We start from the raw sequence: 23,895 nt of genomic DNA, 5'->3' as shown, positions 1-23,895 counted from the left end.
TTAATCACTATACTATAATGAGAATGTTACGCACAGGAAAACAGAGGTGAAGACCGTGTTAGACCGTTTAAAATCAATTGAAGAACGATACGAGAAATTAAATGAGCTTTTGAGCGATCCAGAAGTAGTCAACGATCCGAAAAAGCTAAGAGAATATTCAAAAGAGCAATCTGATATACAAGAAACAGTTGACGTATATAGACAATACAGAGATGCGTCAGAACAGCTGGCTGATGCAAAAGCGATGCTTGAAGAGAAGCTGGATGCTGAGATGCGCGACATGGTGAAGGAAGAGATTTCTGAACTTCAGAAGGAAACGGAAACACTGTCAGAACGGCTGAAAGTGCTCCTGATCCCGAAAGATCCTAATGATGATAAAAACGTTATTATGGAGATCCGCGGAGCCGCGGGAGGTGAGGAAGCCGCTTTATTCGCGGGAAACCTGTACAGAATGTATTCCCGTTATGCTGAGCTTCAAGGCTGGAAAACAGAGGTCATGGAAGCGAATGTAACCGGAACGGGCGGCTACAAAGAGATCATCTTTATGATTACAGGAAGCGGCGCGTATTCTAAACTCAAATATGAAAACGGCGCCCACCGCGTGCAGCGTGTTCCGGAAACAGAATCAGGCGGACGCATCCATACATCCACTGCAACAGTGGCATGTCTTCCTGAGGCAGAAGAGGTAGAGGTTGACATTCATGAGAAGGATATCCGTGTCGACACGTTTGCTTCAAGCGGACCGGGCGGACAAAGCGTTAACACAACAATGTCTGCGGTTCGTCTGACTCATTTGCCGACAGGTGTTGTTGTATCATGCCAGGACGAAAAATCTCAAATTAAGAACAAAGAAAAAGCAATGAAGGTTCTCCGTGCCAGAATCTATGATAAATTTCAGCAGGAAGCCCAGGCTGAATATGATCAAACACGGAAATCAGCAGTCGGATCTGGTGACCGCTCTGAACGTATCCGCACATACAACTTCCCGCAAAACCGTGTGACGGATCACAGAATCGGTTTGACGATTCAAAAGCTTGATCAGATTCTTGAAGGAAAACTTGACGAAGTGGTTGAAGCGCTGATTGTTGAAGATCAGGCAAGCAAGCTTCAGCAGTCGGAAGGTTAAGATGAAGACGATATTCGAAGCCCTGAAATGGGCTTCTTCTTATTTAACCGAAGCGGGAAGAGAAGAAAATGCGGCCGAGCTCCTATTGCTTTATGATACCGGAATGGAGAGAAGCAAACTGCTCGCAAGCTTACAGGAACCGATTGGTGAAGACGAACTGTATCGCTTTAAGCGTCACGTTGAGATGCATAAAGAGGGCGTGCCGGTTCAATACATTATAGGAAAAGAGTTTTTTTATGGACGGGAATTTATGGTGAATGATGATGTGCTGATCCCGCGGCCGGAAACTGAAGAAGTTGTCTTTCATTTGCTTGAAAAATATCGGAGTGTCTTTTCTGAAGACGGCAAGCTCGAAGTTGTTGACGTTGGTACAGGGAGCGGCGCAATAGCCGTCACGCTTGCGCTTGAAAACCAAAGCTTTTCTGTGTCGGCGGTCGATATTTCGAAAGAGGCGCTGCAAGTCGCCTCTGCCAATGCAGAAAAACTCGGAGCGAATGTGCGCTTTTATCAGGGCGATCTGCTTGAGCCTTTTATTAAGGCGGGAAAAAAAGCGGATATCATTGTCTCAAACCCGCCATATATTTCAGAGGAAGAAATGGCTGATTTATCGGAAATTGTCCGTTTTCATGAGCCGCTGCACGCACTCACCGATGGCGGAGACGGGCTGAAATTTTATAAGCGGTTTATGGAAGACATTCCGCTTGTTATGAAGGATAAAGTATTTGTCGTTTTTGAAATCGGCTGGAAACAGGGAGCGGCGGTCAAAGACCTGATCCTCAAGGCGTTTAAGGGGGCGGAAGTGGAAGTGCTGAAAGATATTAATGGAAAAGACAGAACCATATGCGCTCTGATTCATAAAAATAAATAAGCAGCTTGCTGGCGAGTGAATGGATCAAGCTGTTTAACACCAGCAAAGGGGATGTAAACATGAAAAAGGCCCTGACAGCAGGAATCCTGCTCATTGCGATTGAGAGCATGATTGGCACCATTTTTCCGCAGGCTCTTTCATATGAAGCGATTTTTGGCGTTGCGTCTCTCGTTTTAGTGGGGCTCGCGATCATTACATCGGGTTTGGCTGTAAGCGGAAGCGATCAGCGGGCAAACTACCATTCAGAAACCAAAGAAGGCCGTACATCTCGCATGAAAATGGCGGCCGCTTTCTTTGTTGCGGCGATACCTTCCATTCTATGTTATTTACTGACGATTTTGTTTTAATAAAAAAGGAAGCCTCTTAGGCTTCCTTTTTTTGCAGTAAAACAGAATCCCATATCCAATAGATAAGAGCTGTTAATACAGCGAAAAGATAAAAGGCTGTATTTTGAAACAGAGATTGTCCCGAAGGCTGAAGCACGCCGAAAATGATCGCGTTGGCAATAAAAGCAGCGGCAAGGTAATACAGCAGATACAAAGGGCTGAAACGTTTCGGCTTTTTATTCATCATGATTTGAAGCGGCAGTGCGAAGATCAAATAAGGAAACAGAAAATAAAATGCCATTGTGATGAGAGCGGCAATGATAAATGAATGAATATAAATTACTGAATAAAGAACGGACATCGTGAATGCTGATAACAGCACTGTATAATTGTATTTCATCTTAAACCTCCTAAAACACTATCGTACCATAAATAAGATTAACAGCTTGCTAGATTTTTTTCACCCTGCACGTTTATCCCAGGCTCTCCTTGTCCATAATAGGGCTAGAAACAAAGCACGGAGAGGAACGGTGGGGACCGATGAAAAAAACAGTAATCATTTGTATATATATCTTTCTTTTACTATCTGGAGCGCTCGTAGGGCTGGCAAAAGAAGAGACGGCACAGAAATCGGAAAATCAGCCGGTGGTCATACCGGATCAGGCGATTCGTCTGAGAATATTGGCAAACAGCGATAGTGACCAAGATCAGCAATTAAAACGTCATATAAGAGACGCGGTGAATAAAGAAATCACAACTTGGGTAAAGGATATTACTTCTATTGAAGAAGCGCGTCGCGTGATTCGTTCAAAGCTGCCTGAAATCAAAGCAATTGCAAAGGAAACAATGGAGAAAGAAGGAGCGAATCAGTCGATATCCGTTGATTTTGACAAAATCTCGTTTCCGACAAAGCTTTACGGCAACATGGTATATCCCGCCGGTGAGTATGAAGCGATTTTGATTACGCTTGGAAATGGAGACGGAGCCAACTGGTGGTGTGTGCTGTTCCCGCCCCTCTGCTTTCTCGATTTTTCTAACGGGGAAGCCGTCAAAGAACAAGAAGATAAAGAAGCCTCAAAAAAGCAGACTGAAAAAGTGCTTGAGGACGTAACCGCTAAAGCGGAAAAAGCCAAAAAAGAAGAGAACGAAGAAAAAGAAGACGGCACAGAAGTGAAATTCTTTTTAGTCGAATGGATTTCCGACCTTTTTTCCTAATCATCTGGTCTAAAAATAGATTTGCCTCATAGATTGGAAGAAAGAACGCAAAAACGGGGTGAACGGATGTTTTATCAACTGCGGGTGGCAAGGGAAAAAGACGGAGATGTGCTCGAGGCATTTTTAAAACAGGCAAAAACCAGCTATGAAGGCGTGAAAGAAGGCTTCACTCAATTTCTTATGCTGGAGGACAGTGAGAAAAACATTGCCGGATGCCTCGGTATTGAAAAAATAAGCTGTGACCAGGGGCTGCTGCGATCACTTGTCATATCGGACAAGCTTCACCAAGGCCACATCGTCACGCTTTTTCAAAGCATGGAGGTGCTGTGCGAAAAGCATCAGATCAAAACCGTGTACCTAGTAGCAAATCAGCATTCCTCTGCGGACTTTCTGACGGCCATGGGTTTTGAAAGAGCTGAGAGTGTACCGGAGGAGCTGTTTTCTTCTGATCACTTCTGTGAATCGCGGCAAACAGAAGGAGCCGTTTTGATGAAAAAAGCGTCTGGATAAGTGCAGTTTATACACATACTTATCCACTTCTTTATTAGCGTTGTCCACAATTTGTGGATAACGCTTGTTTTATTACAGGACATCTTTTATACTTTCAAAAGGATTACACGCGTAAAACAATCGTTTTATTGTTGTGAATAAGGAGTTTGGTCAGAAATGAAAACGAAAAGATGGTTTGTGGATGTAACTGACGAGTTATCCACAAATGATCCACAAATTGCACAAGCAGCCGCTTTGCTCCGAGAAAATGAGGTCGTTGCCTTTCCGACAGAAACAGTATATGGCCTAGGCGCAAACGCAAAAAATACGGATGCCGTCAAAAAAATATATGAGGCGAAAGGGCGGCCGAGCGATAATCCCCTGATTGTCCACATTGCGGATATCAGCCAGCTTGAGGATTTAACGGGCCCGGCGCCGGAAAAGGCGAAAACATTGATGAAACGGTTTTGGCCGGGAGCACTTACGCTCATTCTGCCTTGCAAACCTGATGCGCTTTCACCTCGTGTAACGGCAGGTCTTGAAACGGTTGCCATTAGAATGCCGGATCATCCGCTTGCCCTTGCATTGATTCGGGAATCGGGACTGCCGATTGCAGCACCGAGTGCCAATCTATCAGGCAAGCCAAGTCCCACAAAAGCGGAGCATGTGGCTCACGACTTGGATGGCCGCATAGCCGGTATTATGGATGGAGGCCCTACCGGAATCGGGGTCGAATCAACCGTGCTTTCATGTGCGGACGACATCCCTGTTCTCTTGCGTCCTGGCGGCATTACGAAGGAACAAATTGAAGCGGTGATCGGGCCGATCCATGTGGATAAAGGGCTCAGCGACCAAAACGAGAAGCCGATTTCTCCAGGGATGAAATATACACATTATGCGCCGACAGCGCCTCTTGCCATTTGCGAAGGCAGCCCAGAGCGCATTCAGCACCTCATTCAAGAATATCAACAGGGCGGAAGACGGGTCGGTGTCCTGACGACAGAAGAAAACGCGGGCGTTTATTCCGCTGATTATGTGAAGAGCTGCGGAAGACGGGCTCAGCTTGAGACTGTTGCGGCAGGGCTGTATGATGCTTTGCGCAGCTTTGATGAGAATAAGGTGGACTTTATTATTGCGGAATCCTTTCCGGACACAGGTGTCGGTCTTGCTATTATGAACAGGCTGATGAAAGCCGCCGGAGGAAGAGTGATTCGCTGAAAGCAGTCAGATGTTCTAACCCTTTTTGGACACGCATAGGCTAAAAAAGCGGGGCGTGTCCAAGGGGGTTATTTATGTATGTCGGATTTGTTTATAGGCGAACTGATTACATTAAGCATCATGGCGTTTGCTTTAGGGATGGATGCTTTTTCTGTCGGCCTTGGAATGGGCATGGTCAAACTTAGAAAGAAGCAGATATTCTATATTGGTTTCATCATCGGCCTCTTTCACGTCATCATGCCTCTCGCAGGAATGGCGGCCGGTAACATGCTGTCAGGGCTCCTCGGCGTGTTAGCGGTTTATATCGGTGGGGCGCTGCTTTTTGTTCTTGGGGTTCAAATGCTTATGGCCTCTTTTAAACAGTCAGAAGAACGATTCATGTCACCGGCAGGGCCGGGCTTATTGCTGTTTGCCATCGGCGTCAGCCTTGACAGCTTTTCCGTCGGCTTGAGCTTGGGGATATACGGCTCGCATCCGCTCCTCACAATTACCCTGTTCGGGCTGTTCAGCATGATGTTGACATGGCTGGGCCTGCTGGTCGGAAAACAAGTGCAGTCATGGCTTGGCACATACAGCGAAGCGCTCGGGGGCATCATATTAATCGTGTTTGGACTAAAGCTGCTTTTGCCAATTTAATATACCAATAAAAGAAACGAAGTCGCCGTTTCTTTTTTCTTCATATATAATAGAGAAAAATAAGGGGTGACTGACATGGATATTATTTTTGTCTGTACTGGAAATACGTGCCGCAGCCCAATGGCTGAGGCGCTTTTTAAATCAATTGCAGAAATGGAAGGGCTGAATGTCAATGTCCGCTCGGCAGGTGTGTTTGCTTCACCTAATGGGAAAGCGACGCCTCATGCAGTCGAAGCGCTGTTTGAAAAACATATTGCCCTTAATCATGTGTCTTCTCCATTAACTGAAGAACATATGGAGTCGGCTGATTTGGTTCTGGCTATGACCCATCAGCACAAGCAGATCATTGCCAGCCAATTTGGACGTTATCGTCATAAAGTGTTTACGTTAAAAGAATATGTCACAGGCAGCCATGGTGATGTCATCGATCCGTTCGGCGGCTCAATTGACATCTATAAACAAACGCGAGATGAGCTTGAAGAGCTTCTTCGGCAGCTGGCAAAACAGCTGAAAAAAGACCGCAGATAAGTTGTCAGAAAATCTGTAAACAGGTCATTTGCAAATCCTGCGTGAAGGAGTAGAATATAGTGAAAAGCACATCATATGGTGTGAATCAAAGAGCGGACAGGCTGCGCGGTCAATAAAGCGGGCGGGCCGCATCACACACGCTGGGAGGAAAAGCAGATGAAAGTAGCCATTGCATCGGATCATGGCGGCGTTCACATTCGAAATGAAATCAAAGAGTTAATGGACGAATTGCAAATTGAATATATTGATATGGGCTGTGACTGCGGCAGCGGCTCTGTCGATTATCCGGATTATGCTTTTCCGGTGGCCGAAAAAGTGGTTAGCGGCGAAGTTGACAGAGGCATTTTAATTTGCGGGACAGGCATCGGCATGAGCATTTCCGCTAATAAAGTAAAAGGGATTCGCTGCGCGCTGGCGCACGATACCTTCAGCGCGAAGGCGACGAGGGAGCATAATAACACAAACATCCTTGCGATGGGTGAACGGGTGATCGGACCTGGTTTGGCTCGGGAAATCGCAAAAATCTGGCTGACTACTGAGTTTACCGGGGGAAGACACCAAACGCGTATTGGGAAAATCTCAGATTATGAAGAGAAAAACCTGTAGGGGTGCTGTTTAATGAATGAGTTGAAACAAACGTGGAAGACGATGCTGTCTGAGTTTCAGGACCAAGCGGAATTGAAACAAGATCAGCTCTTCGTCCTTGGATGCAGCACGAGCGAAGTGGCCGGCAGCCGGATCGGCACATCGGGCAGTGTAGATATCGCTGAAAGCATCTACAGCGGACTTGCTGAGCTCCGGGAAAAAACGGGAATCCATCTGGCGTTTCAATGCTGCGAGCATTTAAACAGAGCGCTTGTCGTCGAAGCAGAAACAGCCAAGCTGTTCAGGCTTCCAACCGTTTCTGCCGTGCCCGTTCCAAAAGCGGGCGGAGCGATGGCGTCTTATGCGTTTAAGCAGATGAAGTCTCCTGTTCTTGTTGAAGCCATTCAGGCTGACGCCGGAATTGATATAGGCGATACGTTTATCGGCATGCATCTGAAGCCGGTGGCTGTCCCTGTGCGTGTCTCTCAAAACAGCCTCGGTTCAGCTCATGTGACATTGGCGCGTACACGGCCGAAACTAATCGGCGGAGTGCGGGCGGTTTATGAGTGCGAATGAAAGGACTGCATAGCCAGTCTTTTCTTTTATTTTAAGACAGTGAAATAAATTCCGAACTTTAAATTAAATTTAAGTTATTAATATTCGTTTTTACCAATAAAAATTTAGATTTTTTAAAAATAATCTTTTACATCGGCCTTAAAAACCATGTACAATAGTGATGGTAAAAACAAAGAACAGGATACGGATAGGAGAGGATCTCGCTGATGAAACATTTACCTGCGCAAGACGAACAAGTGTTTAACGCCATTAAAAATGAGCGTGAACGCCAACAGACTAAGATCGAATTGATTGCTTCTGAGAACTTTGTAAGTGAAGCGGTTATGGAAGCACAAGGATCTGTTTTGACAAATAAGTACGCAGAAGGATATCCGGGCAAACGCTACTACGGCGGATGCGAGCACGTCGATGTCGTTGAAGATATCGCCCGTGACCGCGCGAAGGAAATCTTTGGAGCGGAGCATGTAAACGTTCAGCCTCATTCAGGCGCACAAGCAAACATGGCAGTGTACTTCACGATTTTGGAGCAAGGCGATACTGTACTTGGGATGAACCTCTCCCACGGCGGCCATTTAACACACGGAAGCCCAGTCAACTTCAGCGGTGTTCAATATAACTTTGTTGAGTACGGTGTAGATAAAGAAACTCAATATATTGATTACGATGACGTGCGTGAAAAAGCCCTCGCTCATAAACCGAAGCTTATCGTAGCAGGAGCAAGTGCGTATCCTCGTACAATCGACTTTAAGAAATTCCGTGAAATTGCTGATGAAGTCGGCGCTTACTTCATGGTGGATATGGCACATATCGCAGGACTTGTTGCGGCAGGCCTTCATCCAAACCCGGTTCCTTACGCTGATTTCGTTACAACAACAACACATAAAACACTTCGCGGTCCTCGAGGCGGTATGATCCTTTGCCGTGAAGAGTTTGGCAAGAAAATTGATAAATCGATCTTCCCTGGAATTCAAGGCGGCCCGCTGATGCACGTTATTGCCGCAAAAGCTGTTTCATTTGGTGAAGTATTGCAGGACGATTTCAAAACATATGCACAAAACGTCATTTCAAATGCGAAACGTCTGGCTGAAGCCTTAACGAAAGAGGGCATCCAGCTCGTTTCAGGCGGAACAGACAACCACCTTATCCTTGTTGATCTTCGTTCGCTCGGACTGACTGGTAAGGTTGCGGAGCATGTACTTGATGAAATCGGTATTACGTCTAACAAAAACGCGATTCCATATGATCCTGAAAAACCTTTCGTAACAAGCGGCATCCGTCTTGGTACAGCTGCTGTAACCAGCCGCGGTTTTGACGGAGACGCTTTAGAAGAAGTCGGTGCTATCATTGCGCTTGCATTGAAAAACCACGAAGACGAAGGAAAACTTGAAGAAGCAAGACAGCGTGTAGCTGCTCTGACTGATAAATTTCCTTTATATAAAGAATTAGATTATTAAGATCCTAAAACCCGCTTGGGCTTATGCCCGGCGGGTTTTTTGACGATGTTCTTGAAACTCAATGTCTTTTTTTGTAGAATCAATAGAAGTGTGTAATTGTTGATGGGACAATAAAAAAGGAGCTGAAACACAGTATGGGAAAGGTTTATGTATTTGATCATCCTTTAATTCAGCACAAGCTGACATATATACGGAATGAAAATACAGGTACGAAGGATTTTAGAGAGTTAGTAGATGAAGTGGCTACACTCATGGCATTTGAAATTACCCGCGATCTTCCTCTGGAAGAAGTGGATATCAATACACCGGTTCAGGCTGCGAAATCGAAAGTCATCTCAGGGAAAAAACTCGGAGTGGTTCCTATCCTCAGAGCAGGATTGGGAATGGTTGACGGCATTTTAAAGCTGATTCCTGCGGCAAAAGTGGGACATGTCGGCCTTTACCGTGATCCAGAAACCTTAAAACCCGTGGAATACTATGTCAAGCTTCCTTCTGATGTGGAAGAGCGTGAATTCATCGTAGTTGATCCGATGCTCGCTACGGGCGGTTCCGCAGTTGAAGCCATTCACAGCCTTAAAAAACGCGGTGCGAAAAATATCCGTTTCATGTGTCTTGTAGCAGCGCCGGAGGGTGTGGAAGAATTGCAGAAGCATCATTCGGACGTTGATATTTACATTGCGGCGCTAGATGAAAAATTAAATGAAAAAGGATATATTGTTCCAGGTCTCGGAGATGCGGGTGACCGCATGTTTGGAACAAAATAAAAAAATGAAATCCCCAAAAGGGGGTTTCATTTTTTTATCCAGTTTTTTGCTATTCGGTGAATCTGTATACAATTATAGGTGAAATTGTGAACATTCTGTGGAGACGTAAAGTATAAAAAGTTTTTTAACTTTAAACAGATTGACACATGTTAGGGGCTATTGTATGCTAAACGAGGGTATTATGAGAAGGTTTTCATAGCTTTCATTATAGTCCTCATCCTCAATGTAAATCCTCTCAGCAAACCCGTATTATGAGGATTTATTTAAGCGAATGAAACAGCATCCCTGCAAGGCTTGCGGATGAATGATTTTTTCGAACAGGCCCGTTTTGCCGGTCAAAAAAGGTCTTCTACTAAGGGTTAACCGCTGATTTTTGCCGTATCCAAGCTATACATTATTTTTTCATCAGGAGACAGATAATTGATGGACGATCCCAAGCTTACATTTAGCAGACAACGCAAATATTTATTGTTCATTTTGGCAGTGTATGTACTGGGTTATGGTTTAACAGCGTATAAAACCGTTTTTTTAGGCCTTATTCTGGGAACTGTTTTCAGTTTGTTTAATTTTTTACTGCTCGTCAGAAGAATGAATGCTTTTGACAGAGCTGTTGAGAAAGGAAAGTCCATACGATCTCTCGGGAGCGCAGCGCGGTGGTGCAATGCGATTCTTGCTGTGGCTGTTGCCTATAAAAATCCCGGATATTTTCATATGGCAAGTACAGTTATTGGATTAATGACAATATACCCTGTCATTATGATAGATTCCTTTATCCAGCTTAAACGTTCATCAATGGAAGAGAGGTGAAAACCCTTTGAATCATGGTTACAGAACTATAGAATTTCTAGGTCTTACTTTTAATCTGACAAACATTCTGATGATTACTGTGGCGAGTGTGATTGTTTTATTGATTGCTATATTGACGACAAGAACGCTTTCGATCCGTCCCGGAAAAGCCCAGAACTTTATGGAATGGATTGTTGATTTCGTCCGCAATATTATTGGCAGTACAATGGATTTAAAAACAGGGGCTAACTTCTTGGCACTTGGTGTCACATTGCTGATGTACATATTTGTGTCGAATATGCTGGGGCTGCCGTTCTCTATTACAATCGGACATGAGCTCTGGTGGAAGTCTCCGACAGCCGATCCTGCCATTACATTAACGCTAGCCGTGATGGTTGTTGCTTTAACCCACTACTATGGTGTGAAGATGAAAGGGCTCAAGGAATATTCCAAAGACTATTTAAGACCTGTTCCATTCATGCTCCCGATGAAAATCATCGAAGAGTTTGCGAATACGCTGACTCTAGGTTTGCGGCTGTATGGTAACATCTTCGCCGGTGAGATTCTTCTCGGCCTGCTTGCGGGATTAGCAACAAGCCATTATTCGCAAAGCGTGGCTCTCGGTCTTGTCGGTACAATCGGTGCCATTCTGCCGATGCTGGCATGGCAAGCATTCAGTTTATTTATTGGTGCTATCCAGGCATTTATCTTTACAATGCTGACGATGGTGTACATGTCTCATAAAATCAGTCATGATCATTAAAACATTATATCCAAACGGATAACATTTTAAAGGAGGAACTTTTTCATGAATTTAATAGCAGCTGCGATTGCAATTGGTTTAGGCGCACTTGGTGCAGGTATTGGTAACGGTTTGATTGTTTCACGTACGGTAGAGGGGATTGCCCGTCAGCCGGAAGCAGGTAAAGAACTGAGAACTCTTATGTTCATGGGTATCGCATTAGTTGAAGCCCTTCCTATTATCGCTGTCGTTATCGCATTCTTAGCGTTCTTTGGCTAAGCATAAAAGCCTTATATGAACTAAAAATGGCGAAGATCATTCCAAGAGAACCTTCGCCATTGCTTTATGTCTGATAAGCATCCCGCCTTGCCGGCTGAAAAGAGACAAGTGCGGCTGCTGGATCAGCAAAGAAAAACCTGCAGAAGGGAGTTGCCGTAGTAGATGTCTCAATTACCACTTGAACTAGGATTGTCGTTTAACGGCGGAGATATCCTGTTCCAACTGTTAGCTATGTTAATCTTATTAGCGCTTCTGAAGAAATACGCTTTAGGGCCGCTATTAAACATAATGAAACAGCGTGAAGACCACATCGCTGGAGAAATTACGTCTGCTGAAGAAAAAAATAAAGAAGCGCAGCAGCTGATTGAAGAGCAGCGCGTTCTTTTAAAAGAAGCAAGACAGGAATCCCAAACTCTTATCGAAAACGCAAAGAAACTGGGAGAGAAGCAAAAAGAAGAGATTATTCAGGCTGCACGTGCAGAATCTGAACGTCTGAAAGAAGCAGCAAGAACTGAAATCGTGAAGGAAAAAGAACAGGCGGTTTCTGCTCTCCGTGAGCAAGTAGCGTCTCTTTCTGTCATGATTGCGTCGAAAGTGATCGAAAAAGAACTGGATGAACAAGCGCAAGAGAAATTGATCCAGGACTATCTTAAAGAGGTAGGAGAAAGCCGATGAGTGGATCAGCTGTCTCTAAACGATATGCATCAGCTCTTTTTGATATAGCCAATGAGTCCGCTCAGCTGAATCAAGTAGAAGAAGAGCTAATTGTTGTAAAACAAGTATTTCAAAATGAAAAAGCGCTTAATGATGTGTTGAACCATCCGAAGGTGCCGGCTGCGAAGAAAAAAGAGCTGATTCAAAATGCATTTGGCTCTTTGTCACAGTCCGTACTCAATACGATTTTTCTTTTGATTGACCGCCATCGTGCCGCGATTGTCCCTGAGCTCACAGATGAGTTTATCAAACTCGCAAATGTGGCCCGTCAAACAGAAGACGCAATCGTATATTCAGTGAAACCGCTGACGGATGCAGAAATGTTACCATTATCACAAGTGTTTGCAAAAAAAGCCGGAGTCGCTTCACTGAGAACCAGAAATGAAGTGCAGACGGATTTAATAGGCGGCATTAAAGTCCGCATTGGAAACCGGATTTATGACGGCAGCGTAAGCGGGAAGCTTCAGCGCATCGAACGTCAATTAGCCGGGGAAAATCGATAGAAGGGGTGAAACCTAAGTGAGCATCAAAGCTGAAGAGATTAGCACGCTGATAAAACAGCAAATACAAAATTATCAATCTGATATTGAAGTTCAAGACGTAGGTACAGTCATCCAAGTCGGTGACGGTATTGCACGTGTGCACGGCCTTGACAACTGTATGGCCGGTGAACTTGTCGAATTTTCAAACGGTGTTTTGGGTATGGCTCAAAACCTTGAAGAATCAAACGTAGGTATCGTCATCTTAGGACCTTTCAGTGAGATCCGTGAGGGAGACGAAGTAAAAAGAACAGGCCGCATCATGGAGGTTCCTGTTGGTGAAGAGTTAATCGGCCGTATTGTAAACCCGCTAGGCCAACCGGTAGACGGACTTGGCCCGATCCTTACAAGCAAAACTCGTCCGATTGAAAGCCCTGCACCAGGCGTTATGGACCGTAAATCCGTTCATGAACCGCTTCAAACCGGTATCAAAGCGATCGATGCACTGATTCCAATCGGCCGCGGCCAGCGTGAGCTGATCATCGGTGACCGTCAAACAGGTAAAACATCTGTTGCGATCGATGCGATCCTGAACCAAAAAGACCAAGACATGATCTGCGTATATGTTGCGATCGGCCAAAAAGAATCAACAGTCCGCGGCGTAGTAGAAACATTGCGTAAACACGGCGCGCTTGATTATACAATTGTTGTAACGGCGTCTGCCTCACAGCCGGCACCGCTTCTGTACCTGGCACCGTATGCTGGGGTTACAATGGCAGAAGAATTTATGTACAACGGCAAGCACGTTCTTGTTGTATACGATGATCTTTCTAAACAAGCGGCCGCTTACCGTGAGCTGTCCTTGCTTCTTCGCCGTCCGCCAGGCCGTGAAGCGTTCCCTGGGGATGTATTCTATCTTCATTCCCGTCTGCTTGAGCGTGCAGCAAAGCTTAGCGACGCGAAAGGCGCAGGATCAATTACAGCTCTGCCGTTCGTAGAAACACAAGCTGGAGATATCTCTGCTTATATTCCGACGAACGTCATTTCCATCACCGACGGACAGATCTTCCTGCAATCTGATTTGTTCTTCTCAGGCGTACGTCCAGCGATCAATGCCGGATTGTCTGTATCCCGTGTCGGCGGCTCAGCGCAAATCAAAGCGATGAAAAAAGTATCAGGTACTTTGCGTCTTGACCTTGCGTCATACCGTGAGCTGGAAGCATTCGCTCAATTCGGTTCTGACCTCGACCAAGCGACTCAGGCAAAACTGAACCGCGGTGCGCGTACAGTTGAAGTGCTGAAGCAGGATCTGAACAAGCCGCTTCCGGTTGAAAAGCAAGTAGCCATTCTTTATGCGCTGACAAAAGGATATCTCGATGATATTCCTGTGGCGGATATCAGACGTTTTGAAGAAGAGTACTACATGTACCTTGACCAAAACCATAAAGACCTGCTTGACGGAATTGCGAAAACAGGAAACCTTCCTGCTGATGAAGACTTCAATGCTGCAATCGAAGGCTTCAAACGCACATTTGCACCAAGCAACTAACTCGAATGCTGATGAGAGAAAAAGGTTCTCTTTTTCTCTCTTTTTACGCAGATGAAGAGAAAAGGTGGTGAAATCTTTGGCCTCATTACGCGATATTAAGTCAAGGATCACGTCAACGAAAAAAACAAGTCAGATTACAAAAGCCATGCAGATGGTATCTGCGGCTAAGCTGAATCGTGCTGAAAACAATGCAAAATCATTTGTGCCATATATGGATAAAATCCAAGAGGTTGTGTCAAACGTCGGAAGAGTTTCCGGCAACGTAAAGCATCCGATGCTTCTCAGCAGAGAAGTGAAAAAAACGGCATACCTTGTTATTACGTCTGACCGCGGTCTTGCCGGCGCTTTTAACAGTTCGGTTTTACGGAGTGCTTATCAGGCCATGCAAGAACGTCATCAGTCTAAGGATGAGTATGCGGTGATTGCCATCGGAAGAGTGGGCCGTGATTTCTTTAAGAAACGGGAGATTCCGATCATTTCCGAGTTAACAGGACTTGGGGATGAAGTAACGTTTACAGAAATTAAAGATCTTGCCCGTCAAACGATCCAAATGTTTATAGACGGTGCGTTTGATGAATTGCACCTTGTTTATAACCATTTTGTCAGCGCCATTACTCAAGAAGTAACGGAGAAAAAACTTCTGCCGTTATCTGATTTGGGCAGCGGCGGCGGAAAAAGAACGGCGTCTTATGAATTTGAACCATCTGAAGAGGAGGTTCTGGAGGTTTTGCTTCCTCAATATGCAGAAAGCTTAATCTTCGGTGCGCTTCTTGACAGTAAAGCAAGTGAGCACGCTGCAAGAATGACGGCGATGAAAAATGCGACAGACAACGCGAAGGAACTTATCGATTCACTTTCGCTTTCTTACAACCGCGCTCGCCAAGCAGCGATCACACAAGAAATTACGGAAATTGTCGGCGGAGCAGCCGCTTTAGAATAGAAAGATTTTGTCAGGAGGGATAGCGATGAAGAAAGGACGCGTTAGCCAGGTATTAGGACCGGTCGTCGACGTGCGTTTTGAAGACGGTCACTTGCCTGAAATTTATAATGCGATTAAAATTTCACAGCCAGCTGCAAGTGAAAACGAAGTAGGTATTGATTTAACGCTTGAGGTCGCTCTTCATTTAGGTGATGATACAGTCCGTACAATCGCAATGGCATCTACAGATGGTGTTCAGCGCGGTATGGAAGCTGTAGATACAGGAGCGCCAATCTCAGTACCGGTTGGTGATGTAACACTTGGACGTGTATTTAACGTTCTCGGAGAAAATATTGATTTGAATGAGCCGGTTCCTGCGGATGCCAAAAAGGATCCGATTCACAGACAGGCGCCTTCATTCGATCAGCTTTCAACAGAAGTTGAAATTCTTGAAACAGGTATTAAAGTTGTTGATTTGCTTGCTCCTTACATTAAGGGCGGTAAAATCGGATTGTTCGGTGGTGCCGGTGTAGGTAAAACCGTATTAATCCAGGAATTAATCAACAACATCGCGCAAGAGCACGGCGGTATCTCTGTATTCGCCGGCGTAGGAGAGCGTACTCGTGAAGGAAACGACCTTTTCTACGAAATGAGTGACTCTGGCGTAATCAACAAAACAGCCATGGTATTCGGACAAATGAACGAGCCGCCGGGCGCACGTATGCGTGTTGCTTTGACAGGCCTTACAATGGCTGAGCACTTCCGTGATGTACAAGGACAGGACGTACTGTTCTTCATCGATAACATTTTCCGTTTCACACAAGCGGGATCAGAGGTTTCAGCCCTTCTTGGCCGTATGCCTTCAGCGGTTGGTTATCAGCCGACGCTTGCAACTGAGATGGGTCAGCTCCAAGAGCGTATCACGTCTACGAACGTTGGATCAGTTACATCTATCCAGGCGATCTACGTGCCTGCCGATGACTACACTGACCCGGCGCCGGCGACAACGTTCGCTCACTTGGATGCGACAACAAACCTTGAGCGTAAATTAACTGAAATGGGTATTTACCCTGCGGTTGATCCGTTGGCATCTACATCACGCGCCCTTGCTCCTGAAATTGTTGGAGAAGAGCATTATGCGGTTGCGCGTGAAGTACAGTCAACGCTTCAGCGTTACAAAGAGCTTCAGGATATCATTGCGATCCTCGGTATGGATGAATTAGGCGAGGAAGACAAACTTGTCGTTCACCGCGCACGTCGTATCCAGTTCTTCCTTTCTCAGAACTTCCACGTGGCTGAACAGTTCACTGGACAAAAAGGTTCTTACGTGCCTGTAAAAGAGACGGTACAAGGCTTCAAAGAAATCTTAGCCGGTAAATACGACCATCTTCCAGAAGATGCGTTCCGTCTTGTAGGCCGTATTGAAGAAGTTGTTGAGAAAGCAAAAGAAATGGGTGTAGAAGTTTAATCTGGTCCTAGGAGGGTAAAAGCATGAAGACCGTTAAAGTCAATATCGTTACTCCCGACGGCCCAGTATACGATGCGGATATCGAAATGGTGAGTGTGAGAGCCGAAAGCGGCGATCTCGGTATTTTGCCAGGCCATATTCCAACCGTGGCTCCTCTTAAAATCGGCGCTGTCCGTCTGAAAAAAGACGGGCAGACTGAAATGGTTGCCGTCAGCGGCGGATTTGTCGAAGTCCGTCCTGATCAGGTCACCATCCTTGCCCAGGCTGCCGAGACAGCAGAAGGCATCGATAAAGAGCGCGCTGAAGCTGCACGCCAGCGGGCGCAGGAGCGTTTGAATACTCAATCAGATGATACTGACATTCGTCGGGCTGAGCTTGCGTTACAGCGGGCTTTGAACAGATTGGATGTAGCAGGGAAATAAGAAAAAATCCTTCTCTTTATGAGAAGGATTTTTTTATGAACGAACAAGAGAATCAAACAGCGATAACAGCGGGCGATTCTCTTTTTGGCGCAGGTATAAACCATCACAGGCATTCATTGTATGCCACGATTTGCGATGTCTTCTAAAGCCAAGTGTATAAGCGCCGTCTTTATAGGGGTAAGGTTTTACAACCCATTCAGCATCTTTATGGCGTGCAATCACGCAATCTATAAGATAAACACTGATCATTTTCTCGAATTCTTCAATAGGAAGATTCCAGTCAGCAAGCAAAAGCTCTTGTATACTTTGAAAATAAAGGTTTTCAAGCTCTTCAAGGCTTTCTCTCGTATAGGTAAGAGAAATGTTAAAAAACTGACACAATTCATTCAGTTCTTCAATCTGTGACTGTCTATAATCATAATAGAATGCAATTGCTTCCCATTCCTGATCGAAAATTGGCAGGTCCTCACCATATTGCTTTTCAGGCTGAAAAAAAGAATGATTCACATTTGCCAGCTCCTTCCCAATAAAGTATACCATGTAAAAGAATCGCACTTTAAGCGGGGATTAGCCCTAGATTTGGCTGATTATTCCGTTCTGTATAAAATGTATCATCTTTATCTGTGCTTCTTATATAATAAGAAAGGGTATGAACGCAGAGAAAGGAGTGTAATAGATGAGTGTATTGGGACAGCAGGCTGCAATCGGCATTGTCGTTCACCTGATTTTTATAGCAGTGACTTGGTGGGCGTTGCAAGCCGTCAATATAGATCCGTTAATCAAAAAAGGCAAAGTCGTGCAGGCTAGACTCCTGATGATTTTGCTGACAATTGCCATTGGAACGGCCGTTGCCAATTTCTTTTTAGATTATCTCAATTATTCACAGCAGCTTCCCTATCTATTTTAATAGGTTTTGACCATCGTCATCATGGGAATGGTTGCAGGAAGCAGGTTGAAGCAATAGCTCGAGTTTTGACGAAGATTTTTACGTATGGCGCCTCTTGCCTCCGGTAAAACTGGGGATAAGGGGGAGAGATGAACATGAAGAAAAAACAAGTAAGCCACGCTATTATCATTTCCGTCATGTTAAGCTTCGTCATTGCTGTTTTCCATACCATTCATGCGAGTGAATTAACGCCGTTAGCACAGATGGCAGAGGGGATGGAACGCCAAGATGTGTCAATAGATAAGTGGACATTGCATGCAAAACAAAACATGTCACTGACCGAAAAAGAATTTTATCAAAAAGTGCAACGTTTAAAATCAGAGTATCGTCAATATGATTGGGTGATTGCACAGGAAGATAAAGTCGTAAAGGCAATTGGCACATATACTGACAAAAAAAATCGCACTTCTTTTAGACTGCAGCTTGTCACAACCCTCAAAAAACACAATCCAACTTCGTATTTATTATATGAGCAAATGAGTCTAGAGACACCGGATAGCTGGAATGATACATATGAACAGTTTGAACGGGAGACACTTGGGATATTCCAAGAAAAAGTAGTTATTTTTACTTGTCTAAATGGTCACTTAGATGATAATATGAATATTGTTTTGCAAAAAAAAGCAAATCAGTTATTAAATGAATTTCAAGCAAGATCAGTAGAACATGTAGTTGAGCCAAATTTCGTTTCTATTTCTGCGTTTACAGATGAGTGGGAAGAGTATATTATGACCTCGAAACATAAAATGAATTTGCAAATTGCACTTAGAAGTGCAGGAATGGGCGGAAAACATACCGTTACGGTTGGCACACCAATCGTTACGACTGAATATTAATATAGAGAATTTAGGGACGCGGAGGGGAATACCTTGGAAAAAATCATCGTCCGCGGCGGTCAGAAGTTAAACGGCACAGTCAAAGTTGAAGGCGCTAAAAATGCCGTTTTACCTGTTATCGCTGCATCTTTATTAGCAAGTGAAGAAAAAAGCGTAATTTGTGATGTACCTACGCTCTCCGATGTATATACAATTAACGAAGTGTTGCGTCATTTAGGAGCAGATGTGCATTTTGAAAATAATGAAGTGACTGTAAATGCTTCATACGCTTTGCAAACTGAAGCACCTTTTGAATATGTTCGTAAAATGCGTGCGTCTGTGCTTGTCATGGGGCCGCTTCTTGCGCGTACAGGTCATGCAAGAGTTGCACTTCCGGGCGGATGCGCAATTGGTTCCAGACCGATTGATCAGCATTTAAAAGGTTTTGAAGCAATGGGCGCAGAAATCAAAGTCGGTAATGGCTTCATTGAAGCTGAAGTAAAAGGCCGACTGCAAGGCGCAAAAATTTATCTGGACTTCCCAAGTGTAGGAGCTACAGAGAACCTGATTATGGCAGCCGCTCTAGCTGAAGGAACAACAACGCTGGAAAACGTGGCAAAAGAACCCGAAATCGTTGATTTAGCAAACTATATCAACGGCATGGGCGGGAAAATCCGCGGAGCTGGCACCGGCACCATCAAAATTGAAGGAGTCGAAAAGCTTCACGGCGTAAAACACCATATTATTCCTGACCGTATTGAAGCGGGCACATTTATGGTTGCTGCTGCAATCACTGAAGGAAACGTATTAGTAAAAGGAGCGGTTCCTGAGCACCTCACCTCTTTAATTGCAAAAATGGAAGAGATGGGTGTAACAATTAAGGATGAAGGTGAAGGTCTGCGTGTCATCGGCCCGAAAGAACTTAAACCGATTGACATCAAAACAATGCCTCACCCGGGCTTCCCGACTGATATGCAGTCACAAATGATGGCGCTTCTGCTTCGTGCAAGCGGCACAAGCATGATTACAGAAACCGTTTTTGAAAACCGTTTTATGCATGCGGAAGAATTCCGCCGTATGAATGGTGATATCAAGATTGAAGGACGTTCTGTCATCATTAACGGTCCTGTACAGCTTCAGGGAGCTGAAGTTGCAGCGACTGATTTGCGTGCAGGTGCAGCGCTGATTCTTGCGGGGTTAGTGGCTGAAGGTCACACACGTGTTACTGAATTGAAGCACTTAGACCGCGGTTACGTTGATTTCCATAAGAAGCTTGCCGCTCTGGGCGCAGACATCGAACGTGTAAATGATGAGTCTGCTTCTGGGCAAGAGAATAAAGAAGTCGTTTCTGACTTAAATGCATAAACTTACTTGAAAATCAGTATGTCACTCTGGCATACTGGTTTTTTATTTTTTGTGTATTATCATCATTATGCGCAAAATAGCAAAAAAGAATACGTAAATGACAAATAAAGTTTCTGTCCAAAACGAGAGTCATATTAGCTTGTCCCTGCCCATAGACTAGACTAGAGTCGAATCCCGAGCAGGAGGCAGCTGAATATGAAACAATTCGCAATCACACTATCCGTACTATGTGCATTGATTCTCTTGGTTCCCACCCTCTTGGTTATACCATTCCAGCATAATAAGGAAGCGGGGGCCAGCGTAGAATCAGAAAAGACAGCAGTCAGCACGAAACCAGCATCGAAAGGAGCAGAAACATTGAAAGCATCACCTGTTTCTATTCCCGTCTATCGAACCGCAAATCAATCCGTAGAAGACATTCCGCTTGAAGAGTATGTGATTGGAGTCGTCGCCTCCGAAATGCCGGCAACCTTTGAATCTGAAGCACTGAAAGCCCAGGCCCTCGCCGCCAGAACATTTATTGTCAGACTGATGGTGTCAAATTCAGCGGTTGAGGCTCCTAAAGGCTCACTGGTGGATGATACACAGATGTTCCAGGTGTATAAAAACAAAGCGGAGCTGAAAAAACAGTGGGGCACAAGCTATGAGACAAAACTGAAGAAAATCACAGCTGCGGTAGCCAGTACGCAAGGCAAAATCTTAACGTACAACAACCAGCCGATTGAAGCCTCCTTTTTCTCCACAAGCAACGGCTACACAGAGAATGCAGAAGCATATTGGACAAGTGCTATCCCATATTTAAAAAGCGTCAAAAGCCCATGGGATAAAAAGTCTCCGAAATATAAGGCAACGAAAACCTTTACAGCGGCAGAATTTCAGCAAAAGCTTGGCGTCAAGCTGGATGGATCTAGCGCAGTAGGGAAGATTACCGGCGAGACACCGGGCCACCAGGTTGCAACTGCCGTCATTAACGGCAAGACGCTGAAAGGAAGAGACATACGTGAAAAGCTGGGTCTCAACTCCGCAGATTTTGAATGGAAGCGAAATGGAGACACAATTACAGTCACGACGAGAGGATTTGGCCACGGTGTGGGGATGAGCCAATACGGAGCGAATTTTATGGCGAAAGAAGGCAAAACGGTTGATGACATTGTAAAGTATTATTACCAAGGCACACAAATTTCTGAGGCAGATTCGTTTTTGAATAAATATATGGCGAAAAAGTAGAAAAAGACGCTCATTGGGCGTCTTTTTCTGTTCCTGAATATCTTTTATCTAAGAGCAGCTGAAACGGTTTAGAGGAGCTTCTGACCGTCTTTAAGGATCAGTCCTTTTTTCCTGATTTCAGGCTTTGAGATTGTGGTAAAGTCATCCACATTTGTCGACAGACTTCGACAGACTCATATAACGAAAGCCGAAAGGCGGACAATCTTCTCTTTTCATAGGGGCGTTAGGTGGAAATCACTAATAAAAACATAGGTTTCTATGCAAAAGTAAACAACAGCAATGGGGAAGCCCGCCCTATTTATTTCTCGGTTTTTGTTGATTACGATAGATTATGTTCAGCGTTGAACATCTGCACGCAGAAACAAATTGGTAAAGGGGTACGAACATGAAGAAAAGATTTTCACTGATCATGATGACAGGATTGCTATTTGGATTAACTTCACCTGCTTTTGCAGCTGAAAAGTCAGAAACGGAGGCTAAAGCGCCGGCGAACGTGGCGGTCTTGCTTGATGCCAGCGGAAGTATGGCGAAAAGAATAGATGGTGTATCTAAATTTAATTCAGCCAAAAAAGAAATTTCAAAGTTTGCGAGCTCATTGCCAGAAGGAACTCAGGTGAAAATGAGCGTGTTTGGCTCTGAAGGAAACAATAAAAATTCCGGAAAAGTTCAGTCATGCGAAGCCATTCGCAACGTATACGGCTTCCAAAGCTTTAACGAGCAAAGCTTCCTCAATTCTCTCAATACAATTGGGCCGACTGGCTGGACGCCAATTGCCAAAGCGCTGAACGAGGCGAAATCTTCTTTTGACCAGCTTGATGCAAAAGGGGAAAAAGTGGTGTATCTGTTGACAGACGGTGAGGAAACGTGCGGAGGAAACCCGATTAAAACAGCAAAGGAACTGCAAAAAGACAATATCACTGTTAATGTGATCGGCTTTGATTATAAAGAGGGATACAAAGGCCAGCTGAACGCAATTGCGAAAGTAGGCGGCGGTGAATACTTCCCGGCTTATACCCAAAAAGATGTTGAGAAAATTTTCACTCAGCAATCACTAATGTTATCTAAATAAGAAAAAAGAGGCTGGTGATGGTCAGCCTCTTTTTGTATGTAACAAAAACTTCAAAACTAATTAGCTGTCTGCCTGTAGCATAGTAGCAGATTTCCGTTTTTCTGTCATAATCAAGGCGAAAAAAGAATGAATGATCACACAATCTGTTTATGCTTTCTGGGCGGAAATGGCTAAAAATGAACGGCATTTCAAGCGATTTTGGACAGATCGTGAAAGCAGCACAAAAGGCAGCATGTCCTATATCTTTTTGCATTTTCGTATTCTAGCATAAAGAAGAATCCAACATATAGTTGGAAAATATGAAAAAGAAAGGAAGTAACCGCATGAAAAAATTGCTGGCTGCCGGTATCATTGGATTGTTGACTGTTTCCATTGCCTCCCCGTCTTTTGCCGCTGAGAAACAGGCTGATACAAATGTAGCTGTTTTGTTTGACGGAAGCGGAAGCATGGTTCAAAAAACAGGAGGAGAGCGCAAAATAGACATTGCCAAAAAATCAGTAAAATCTTTTGCCGAACTTCTTCCGAAGGATACAAATCTTATGCTTCGCGTTTTCGGGCATGCAGGGAACAATAAACTGTCCGGTAAAGCCCTTTCGTGCAGTACGACGGAAACCATTTACGGCCTTCATCCATATGAAGGGTCTCTGTTTGACAATTCATTGAGTGAGCTCAAGCCGACTGGATGGACACCGATTGCCAAAGCACTTGCAGACACAAGAAAAGAATTTGAAGCATTTGACGCAGACGGGAAAAACGTGGTGTATTTAATCACTGACGGTGAAGAAACGTGCGGCGGAGACCCTGCGGCAGAAATCGAAAAGCTCCGTGCATCAAATGTGGATACGATTGTAAACATCATTGGCTTCAACTTTGATGTCAAGGGTAATGAAGAGATGAAACAAGCAGCTGTCGCTGGCGGTGGAGAATATATTTCAGCGAACAGTGCGGATGAGTTCGAACAGGCTTGGGAAAAAGAAGCACAAAAATTTACTGAGTAAGGAACCTAAAGATCAGGCGCTCCCCCAGGCGCCTTTTTTTATTGGTTTAAAAACAATTTGGGCGGGAATGATACCCTAAAAAGGGGTTGAACATATGAAATTATTCGGAATGATTTTTCTTATAGCCACCGTTGCATTCATATTGCTTGGTGTTCTTCTAAAACTGGCAGCCTTCTTTTTTGTCAGCATTCTCACCTTGATCGCAGCTATTGTGCTGTTTACGGTTCTGAAAAAGAATCAGCATAATCAAACATAGAGTCCTTTATATAGAGGGCTCTCAGCGTGTCGACAAACCCCGCGTTCGTTGTCAATGCACATTGGTAAAAGGAACG

31 protein-coding genes are annotated in these 23,895 nt (G+C 44.6%); 29 read left to right on the top strand and 2 right to left on the bottom strand.

Annotated features, from left to right (window positions below; genetic code table 11):
• Nucleotides 1-55: 55 nt before the first annotated feature.
• Genes prfA through MKY50_RS19085 form a run of 3 tightly spaced genes read left to right on the top strand, consistent with a single transcriptional unit; the run spans nucleotide 56 to nucleotide 2,341 of the window.
• The gene (gene prfA / locus MKY50_RS19095) at nucleotides 56-1,126 is read left to right on the top strand and encodes a peptide chain release factor 1 (protein ID WP_003227645.1); all 1,071 of its coding nucleotides are present in this window, start codon (nucleotides 56-58) and stop codon (nucleotides 1,124-1,126) included.
• A gap of 1 nt (nucleotide 1,127) precedes the next feature.
• Nucleotides 1,128-1,994 carry a peptide chain release factor N(5)-glutamine methyltransferase gene (gene prmC, locus MKY50_RS19090; RefSeq protein ID WP_003227647.1) on the top strand — a complete coding sequence of 289 codons (867 nt, stop codon included), beginning with the start codon at nucleotides 1,128-1,130 and terminating at the stop codon, nucleotides 1,992-1,994.
• A 59-nt stretch (nucleotides 1,995-2,053) separates the two neighbouring features.
• Nucleotides 2,054-2,341: a DUF5316 family protein gene (locus MKY50_RS19085; RefSeq protein WP_003244050.1), complete on the top strand. Its 288-nt coding sequence runs from the start codon at nucleotides 2,054-2,056 to the stop codon at nucleotides 2,339-2,341.
• A 16-nt stretch (nucleotides 2,342-2,357) separates the two neighbouring features.
• Here the strand turns inward: MKY50_RS19085 and MKY50_RS19080 are convergent, their stop codons facing one another.
• Nucleotides 2,358-2,720 (bottom strand): UPF0715 family protein, encoded by a 363-nt coding sequence (locus MKY50_RS19080; protein WP_014478265.1) that lies wholly within the window; start codon nucleotides 2,718-2,720, stop codon nucleotides 2,358-2,360.
• 140 nt (nucleotides 2,721-2,860) lie between these two features.
• Between MKY50_RS19080 and spoIIR the strand changes: the two genes are divergently transcribed.
• From spoIIR to MKY50_RS18990, 18 genes are all read left to right on the top strand, one after another.
• Nucleotides 2,861-3,535, top strand: coding sequence for a stage II sporulation protein R (gene spoIIR / locus MKY50_RS19075; protein WP_003227654.1), 675 nt, complete (start codon nucleotides 2,861-2,863; stop codon nucleotides 3,533-3,535).
• Between the two features lie 66 nt (nucleotides 3,536-3,601).
• The gene (locus MKY50_RS19070; RefSeq protein ID WP_003244265.1) at nucleotides 3,602-4,045 is read left to right on the top strand and encodes a GNAT family N-acetyltransferase; all 444 of its coding nucleotides are present in this window, start codon (nucleotides 3,602-3,604) and stop codon (nucleotides 4,043-4,045) included.
• Nucleotides 4,046-4,201: 156 nt separating this feature from the next.
• Complete coding sequence (locus MKY50_RS19065; protein WP_019712588.1) at nucleotides 4,202-5,242, top strand: L-threonylcarbamoyladenylate synthase; 1,041 nt, start codon at nucleotides 4,202-4,204, stop codon at nucleotides 5,240-5,242.
• A 78-nt stretch (nucleotides 5,243-5,320) separates the two neighbouring features.
• Nucleotides 5,321-5,878, top strand: coding sequence for a manganese efflux pump MntP (locus tag MKY50_RS19060; protein WP_003227661.1), 558 nt, complete (start codon nucleotides 5,321-5,323; stop codon nucleotides 5,876-5,878).
• A 75-nt stretch (nucleotides 5,879-5,953) separates the two neighbouring features.
• Nucleotides 5,954-6,406 (top strand): protein arginine phosphatase PrpB, encoded by a 453-nt coding sequence (gene prpB / locus MKY50_RS19055; protein WP_221777244.1) that lies wholly within the window; start codon nucleotides 5,954-5,956, stop codon nucleotides 6,404-6,406.
• Between the two features lie 156 nt (nucleotides 6,407-6,562).
• Nucleotides 6,563-7,012: a ribose 5-phosphate isomerase B gene (gene rpiB, locus MKY50_RS19050; RefSeq protein WP_029318712.1), complete on the top strand. Its 450-nt coding sequence runs from the start codon at nucleotides 6,563-6,565 to the stop codon at nucleotides 7,010-7,012.
• Nucleotides 7,013-7,024: 12 nt separating this feature from the next.
• Nucleotides 7,025-7,567, top strand: coding sequence for a TIGR01440 family protein (locus MKY50_RS19045; protein ID WP_029318713.1), 543 nt, complete (start codon nucleotides 7,025-7,027; stop codon nucleotides 7,565-7,567).
• 206 nt (nucleotides 7,568-7,773) lie between these two features.
• Nucleotides 7,774-9,021, top strand: coding sequence for a serine hydroxymethyltransferase (glyA, locus tag MKY50_RS19040; protein ID WP_003227669.1), 1,248 nt, complete (start codon nucleotides 7,774-7,776; stop codon nucleotides 9,019-9,021).
• A 134-nt stretch (nucleotides 9,022-9,155) separates the two neighbouring features.
• Nucleotides 9,156-9,785, top strand: a complete 630-nt coding sequence (upp, locus tag MKY50_RS19035; protein ID WP_003227670.1) for a uracil phosphoribosyltransferase — start codon at nucleotides 9,156-9,158, stop codon at nucleotides 9,783-9,785.
• Between the two features lie 423 nt (nucleotides 9,786-10,208).
• Nucleotides 10,209-10,592: an ATP synthase subunit I gene (atpI, locus tag MKY50_RS19030; protein WP_015251014.1), complete on the top strand. Its 384-nt coding sequence runs from the start codon at nucleotides 10,209-10,211 to the stop codon at nucleotides 10,590-10,592.
• A 7-nt stretch (nucleotides 10,593-10,599) separates the two neighbouring features.
• Complete coding sequence (gene atpB / locus MKY50_RS19025) at nucleotides 10,600-11,334, top strand: F0F1 ATP synthase subunit A (RefSeq protein WP_003242621.1); 735 nt, start codon at nucleotides 10,600-10,602, stop codon at nucleotides 11,332-11,334.
• 45 nt (nucleotides 11,335-11,379) lie between these two features.
• Nucleotides 11,380-11,592, top strand: coding sequence for a F0F1 ATP synthase subunit C (gene atpE, locus MKY50_RS19020; RefSeq protein WP_003151167.1), 213 nt, complete (start codon nucleotides 11,380-11,382; stop codon nucleotides 11,590-11,592).
• Between the two features lie 162 nt (nucleotides 11,593-11,754).
• Complete coding sequence (gene atpF, locus MKY50_RS19015; RefSeq protein WP_003244051.1) at nucleotides 11,755-12,267, top strand: F0F1 ATP synthase subunit B; 513 nt, start codon at nucleotides 11,755-11,757, stop codon at nucleotides 12,265-12,267.
• The gene (locus MKY50_RS19010; RefSeq protein WP_221777245.1) at nucleotides 12,264-12,809 is read left to right on the top strand and encodes a F0F1 ATP synthase subunit delta; all 546 of its coding nucleotides are present in this window, start codon (nucleotides 12,264-12,266) and stop codon (nucleotides 12,807-12,809) included. Before atpF ends, MKY50_RS19010 begins: the two co-directional genes overlap by 4 nt.
• A gap of 16 nt (nucleotides 12,810-12,825) precedes the next feature.
• On the top strand, nucleotides 12,826-14,334 hold the full coding sequence (atpA, locus tag MKY50_RS19005; RefSeq protein WP_033883369.1) for a F0F1 ATP synthase subunit alpha: 1,509 nt from the start codon (nucleotides 12,826-12,828) through the stop codon (nucleotides 14,332-14,334).
• A gap of 76 nt (nucleotides 14,335-14,410) precedes the next feature.
• Nucleotides 14,411-15,274, top strand: a complete 864-nt coding sequence (atpG, locus tag MKY50_RS19000) for an ATP synthase F1 subunit gamma (RefSeq protein WP_003244388.1) — start codon at nucleotides 14,411-14,413, stop codon at nucleotides 15,272-15,274.
• 25 nt (nucleotides 15,275-15,299) lie between these two features.
• Complete coding sequence (atpD, locus tag MKY50_RS18995; RefSeq protein ID WP_003227686.1) at nucleotides 15,300-16,721, top strand: F0F1 ATP synthase subunit beta; 1,422 nt, start codon at nucleotides 15,300-15,302, stop codon at nucleotides 16,719-16,721.
• A gap of 23 nt (nucleotides 16,722-16,744) precedes the next feature.
• Entirely contained in the window at nucleotides 16,745-17,143 is a 399-nt protein-coding gene (locus MKY50_RS18990; RefSeq protein WP_021480810.1) for a F0F1 ATP synthase subunit epsilon, read from the top strand.
• A 33-nt stretch (nucleotides 17,144-17,176) separates the two neighbouring features.
• Here the strand turns inward: MKY50_RS18990 and MKY50_RS18985 are convergent, their stop codons facing one another.
• Nucleotides 17,177-17,650 (bottom strand): hypothetical protein, encoded by a 474-nt coding sequence (locus tag MKY50_RS18985; protein ID WP_341117117.1) that lies wholly within the window; start codon nucleotides 17,648-17,650, stop codon nucleotides 17,177-17,179.
• A gap of 169 nt (nucleotides 17,651-17,819) precedes the next feature.
• On the opposite strand from MKY50_RS18985, the gene MKY50_RS18980 reads away from it, so the two are divergent.
• From MKY50_RS18980 to MKY50_RS18945, 8 genes are all read left to right on the top strand, one after another.
• Nucleotides 17,820-18,050: a DUF1146 family protein gene (locus MKY50_RS18980; RefSeq protein WP_003227691.1), complete on the top strand. Its 231-nt coding sequence runs from the start codon at nucleotides 17,820-17,822 to the stop codon at nucleotides 18,048-18,050.
• Nucleotides 18,051-18,184: 134 nt separating this feature from the next.
• On the top strand, nucleotides 18,185-18,925 hold the full coding sequence (locus MKY50_RS18975; protein ID WP_341117116.1) for a YwmB family TATA-box binding protein: 741 nt from the start codon (nucleotides 18,185-18,187) through the stop codon (nucleotides 18,923-18,925).
• Between the two features lie 33 nt (nucleotides 18,926-18,958).
• Nucleotides 18,959-20,269 carry a UDP-N-acetylglucosamine 1-carboxyvinyltransferase gene (gene murA, locus MKY50_RS18970; protein ID WP_128738334.1) on the top strand — a complete coding sequence of 437 codons (1,311 nt, stop codon included), beginning with the start codon at nucleotides 18,959-18,961 and terminating at the stop codon, nucleotides 20,267-20,269.
• Nucleotides 20,270-20,464: 195 nt separating this feature from the next.
• Nucleotides 20,465-21,496, top strand: coding sequence for a stage II sporulation protein D (gene spoIID / locus MKY50_RS18965; protein WP_029318715.1), 1,032 nt, complete (start codon nucleotides 20,465-20,467; stop codon nucleotides 21,494-21,496).
• Nucleotides 21,497-21,881: 385 nt separating this feature from the next.
• Nucleotides 21,882-22,565, top strand: coding sequence for a vWA domain-containing protein (locus MKY50_RS18960; protein WP_014478248.1), 684 nt, complete (start codon nucleotides 21,882-21,884; stop codon nucleotides 22,563-22,565).
• Between the two features lie 130 nt (nucleotides 22,566-22,695).
• On the top strand, nucleotides 22,696-22,836 hold the full coding sequence (locus MKY50_RS18955) for a hypothetical protein (protein ID WP_014478246.1): 141 nt from the start codon (nucleotides 22,696-22,698) through the stop codon (nucleotides 22,834-22,836).
• Nucleotides 22,837-22,888: 52 nt separating this feature from the next.
• Nucleotides 22,889-23,563 (top strand): vWA domain-containing protein, encoded by a 675-nt coding sequence (locus tag MKY50_RS18950; RefSeq protein WP_003243553.1) that lies wholly within the window; start codon nucleotides 22,889-22,891, stop codon nucleotides 23,561-23,563.
• Between the two features lie 94 nt (nucleotides 23,564-23,657).
• A complete protein-coding gene (locus MKY50_RS18945) occupies nucleotides 23,658-23,819 on the top strand; it encodes a hypothetical protein (protein ID WP_003227706.1) in 162 nt (53 codons plus the stop codon).
• Nucleotides 23,820-23,895: the final 76 nt, after the last annotated feature.

It is taken from the genome of Bacillus sp. FSL R7-0685 (assembly GCF_038002425.1).
Classification (GTDB): domain Bacteria; phylum Bacillota; class Bacilli; order Bacillales; family Bacillaceae; genus Bacillus; species Bacillus subtilis.
This window is presented reverse-complemented; position numbering and strand designations above follow the sequence as displayed.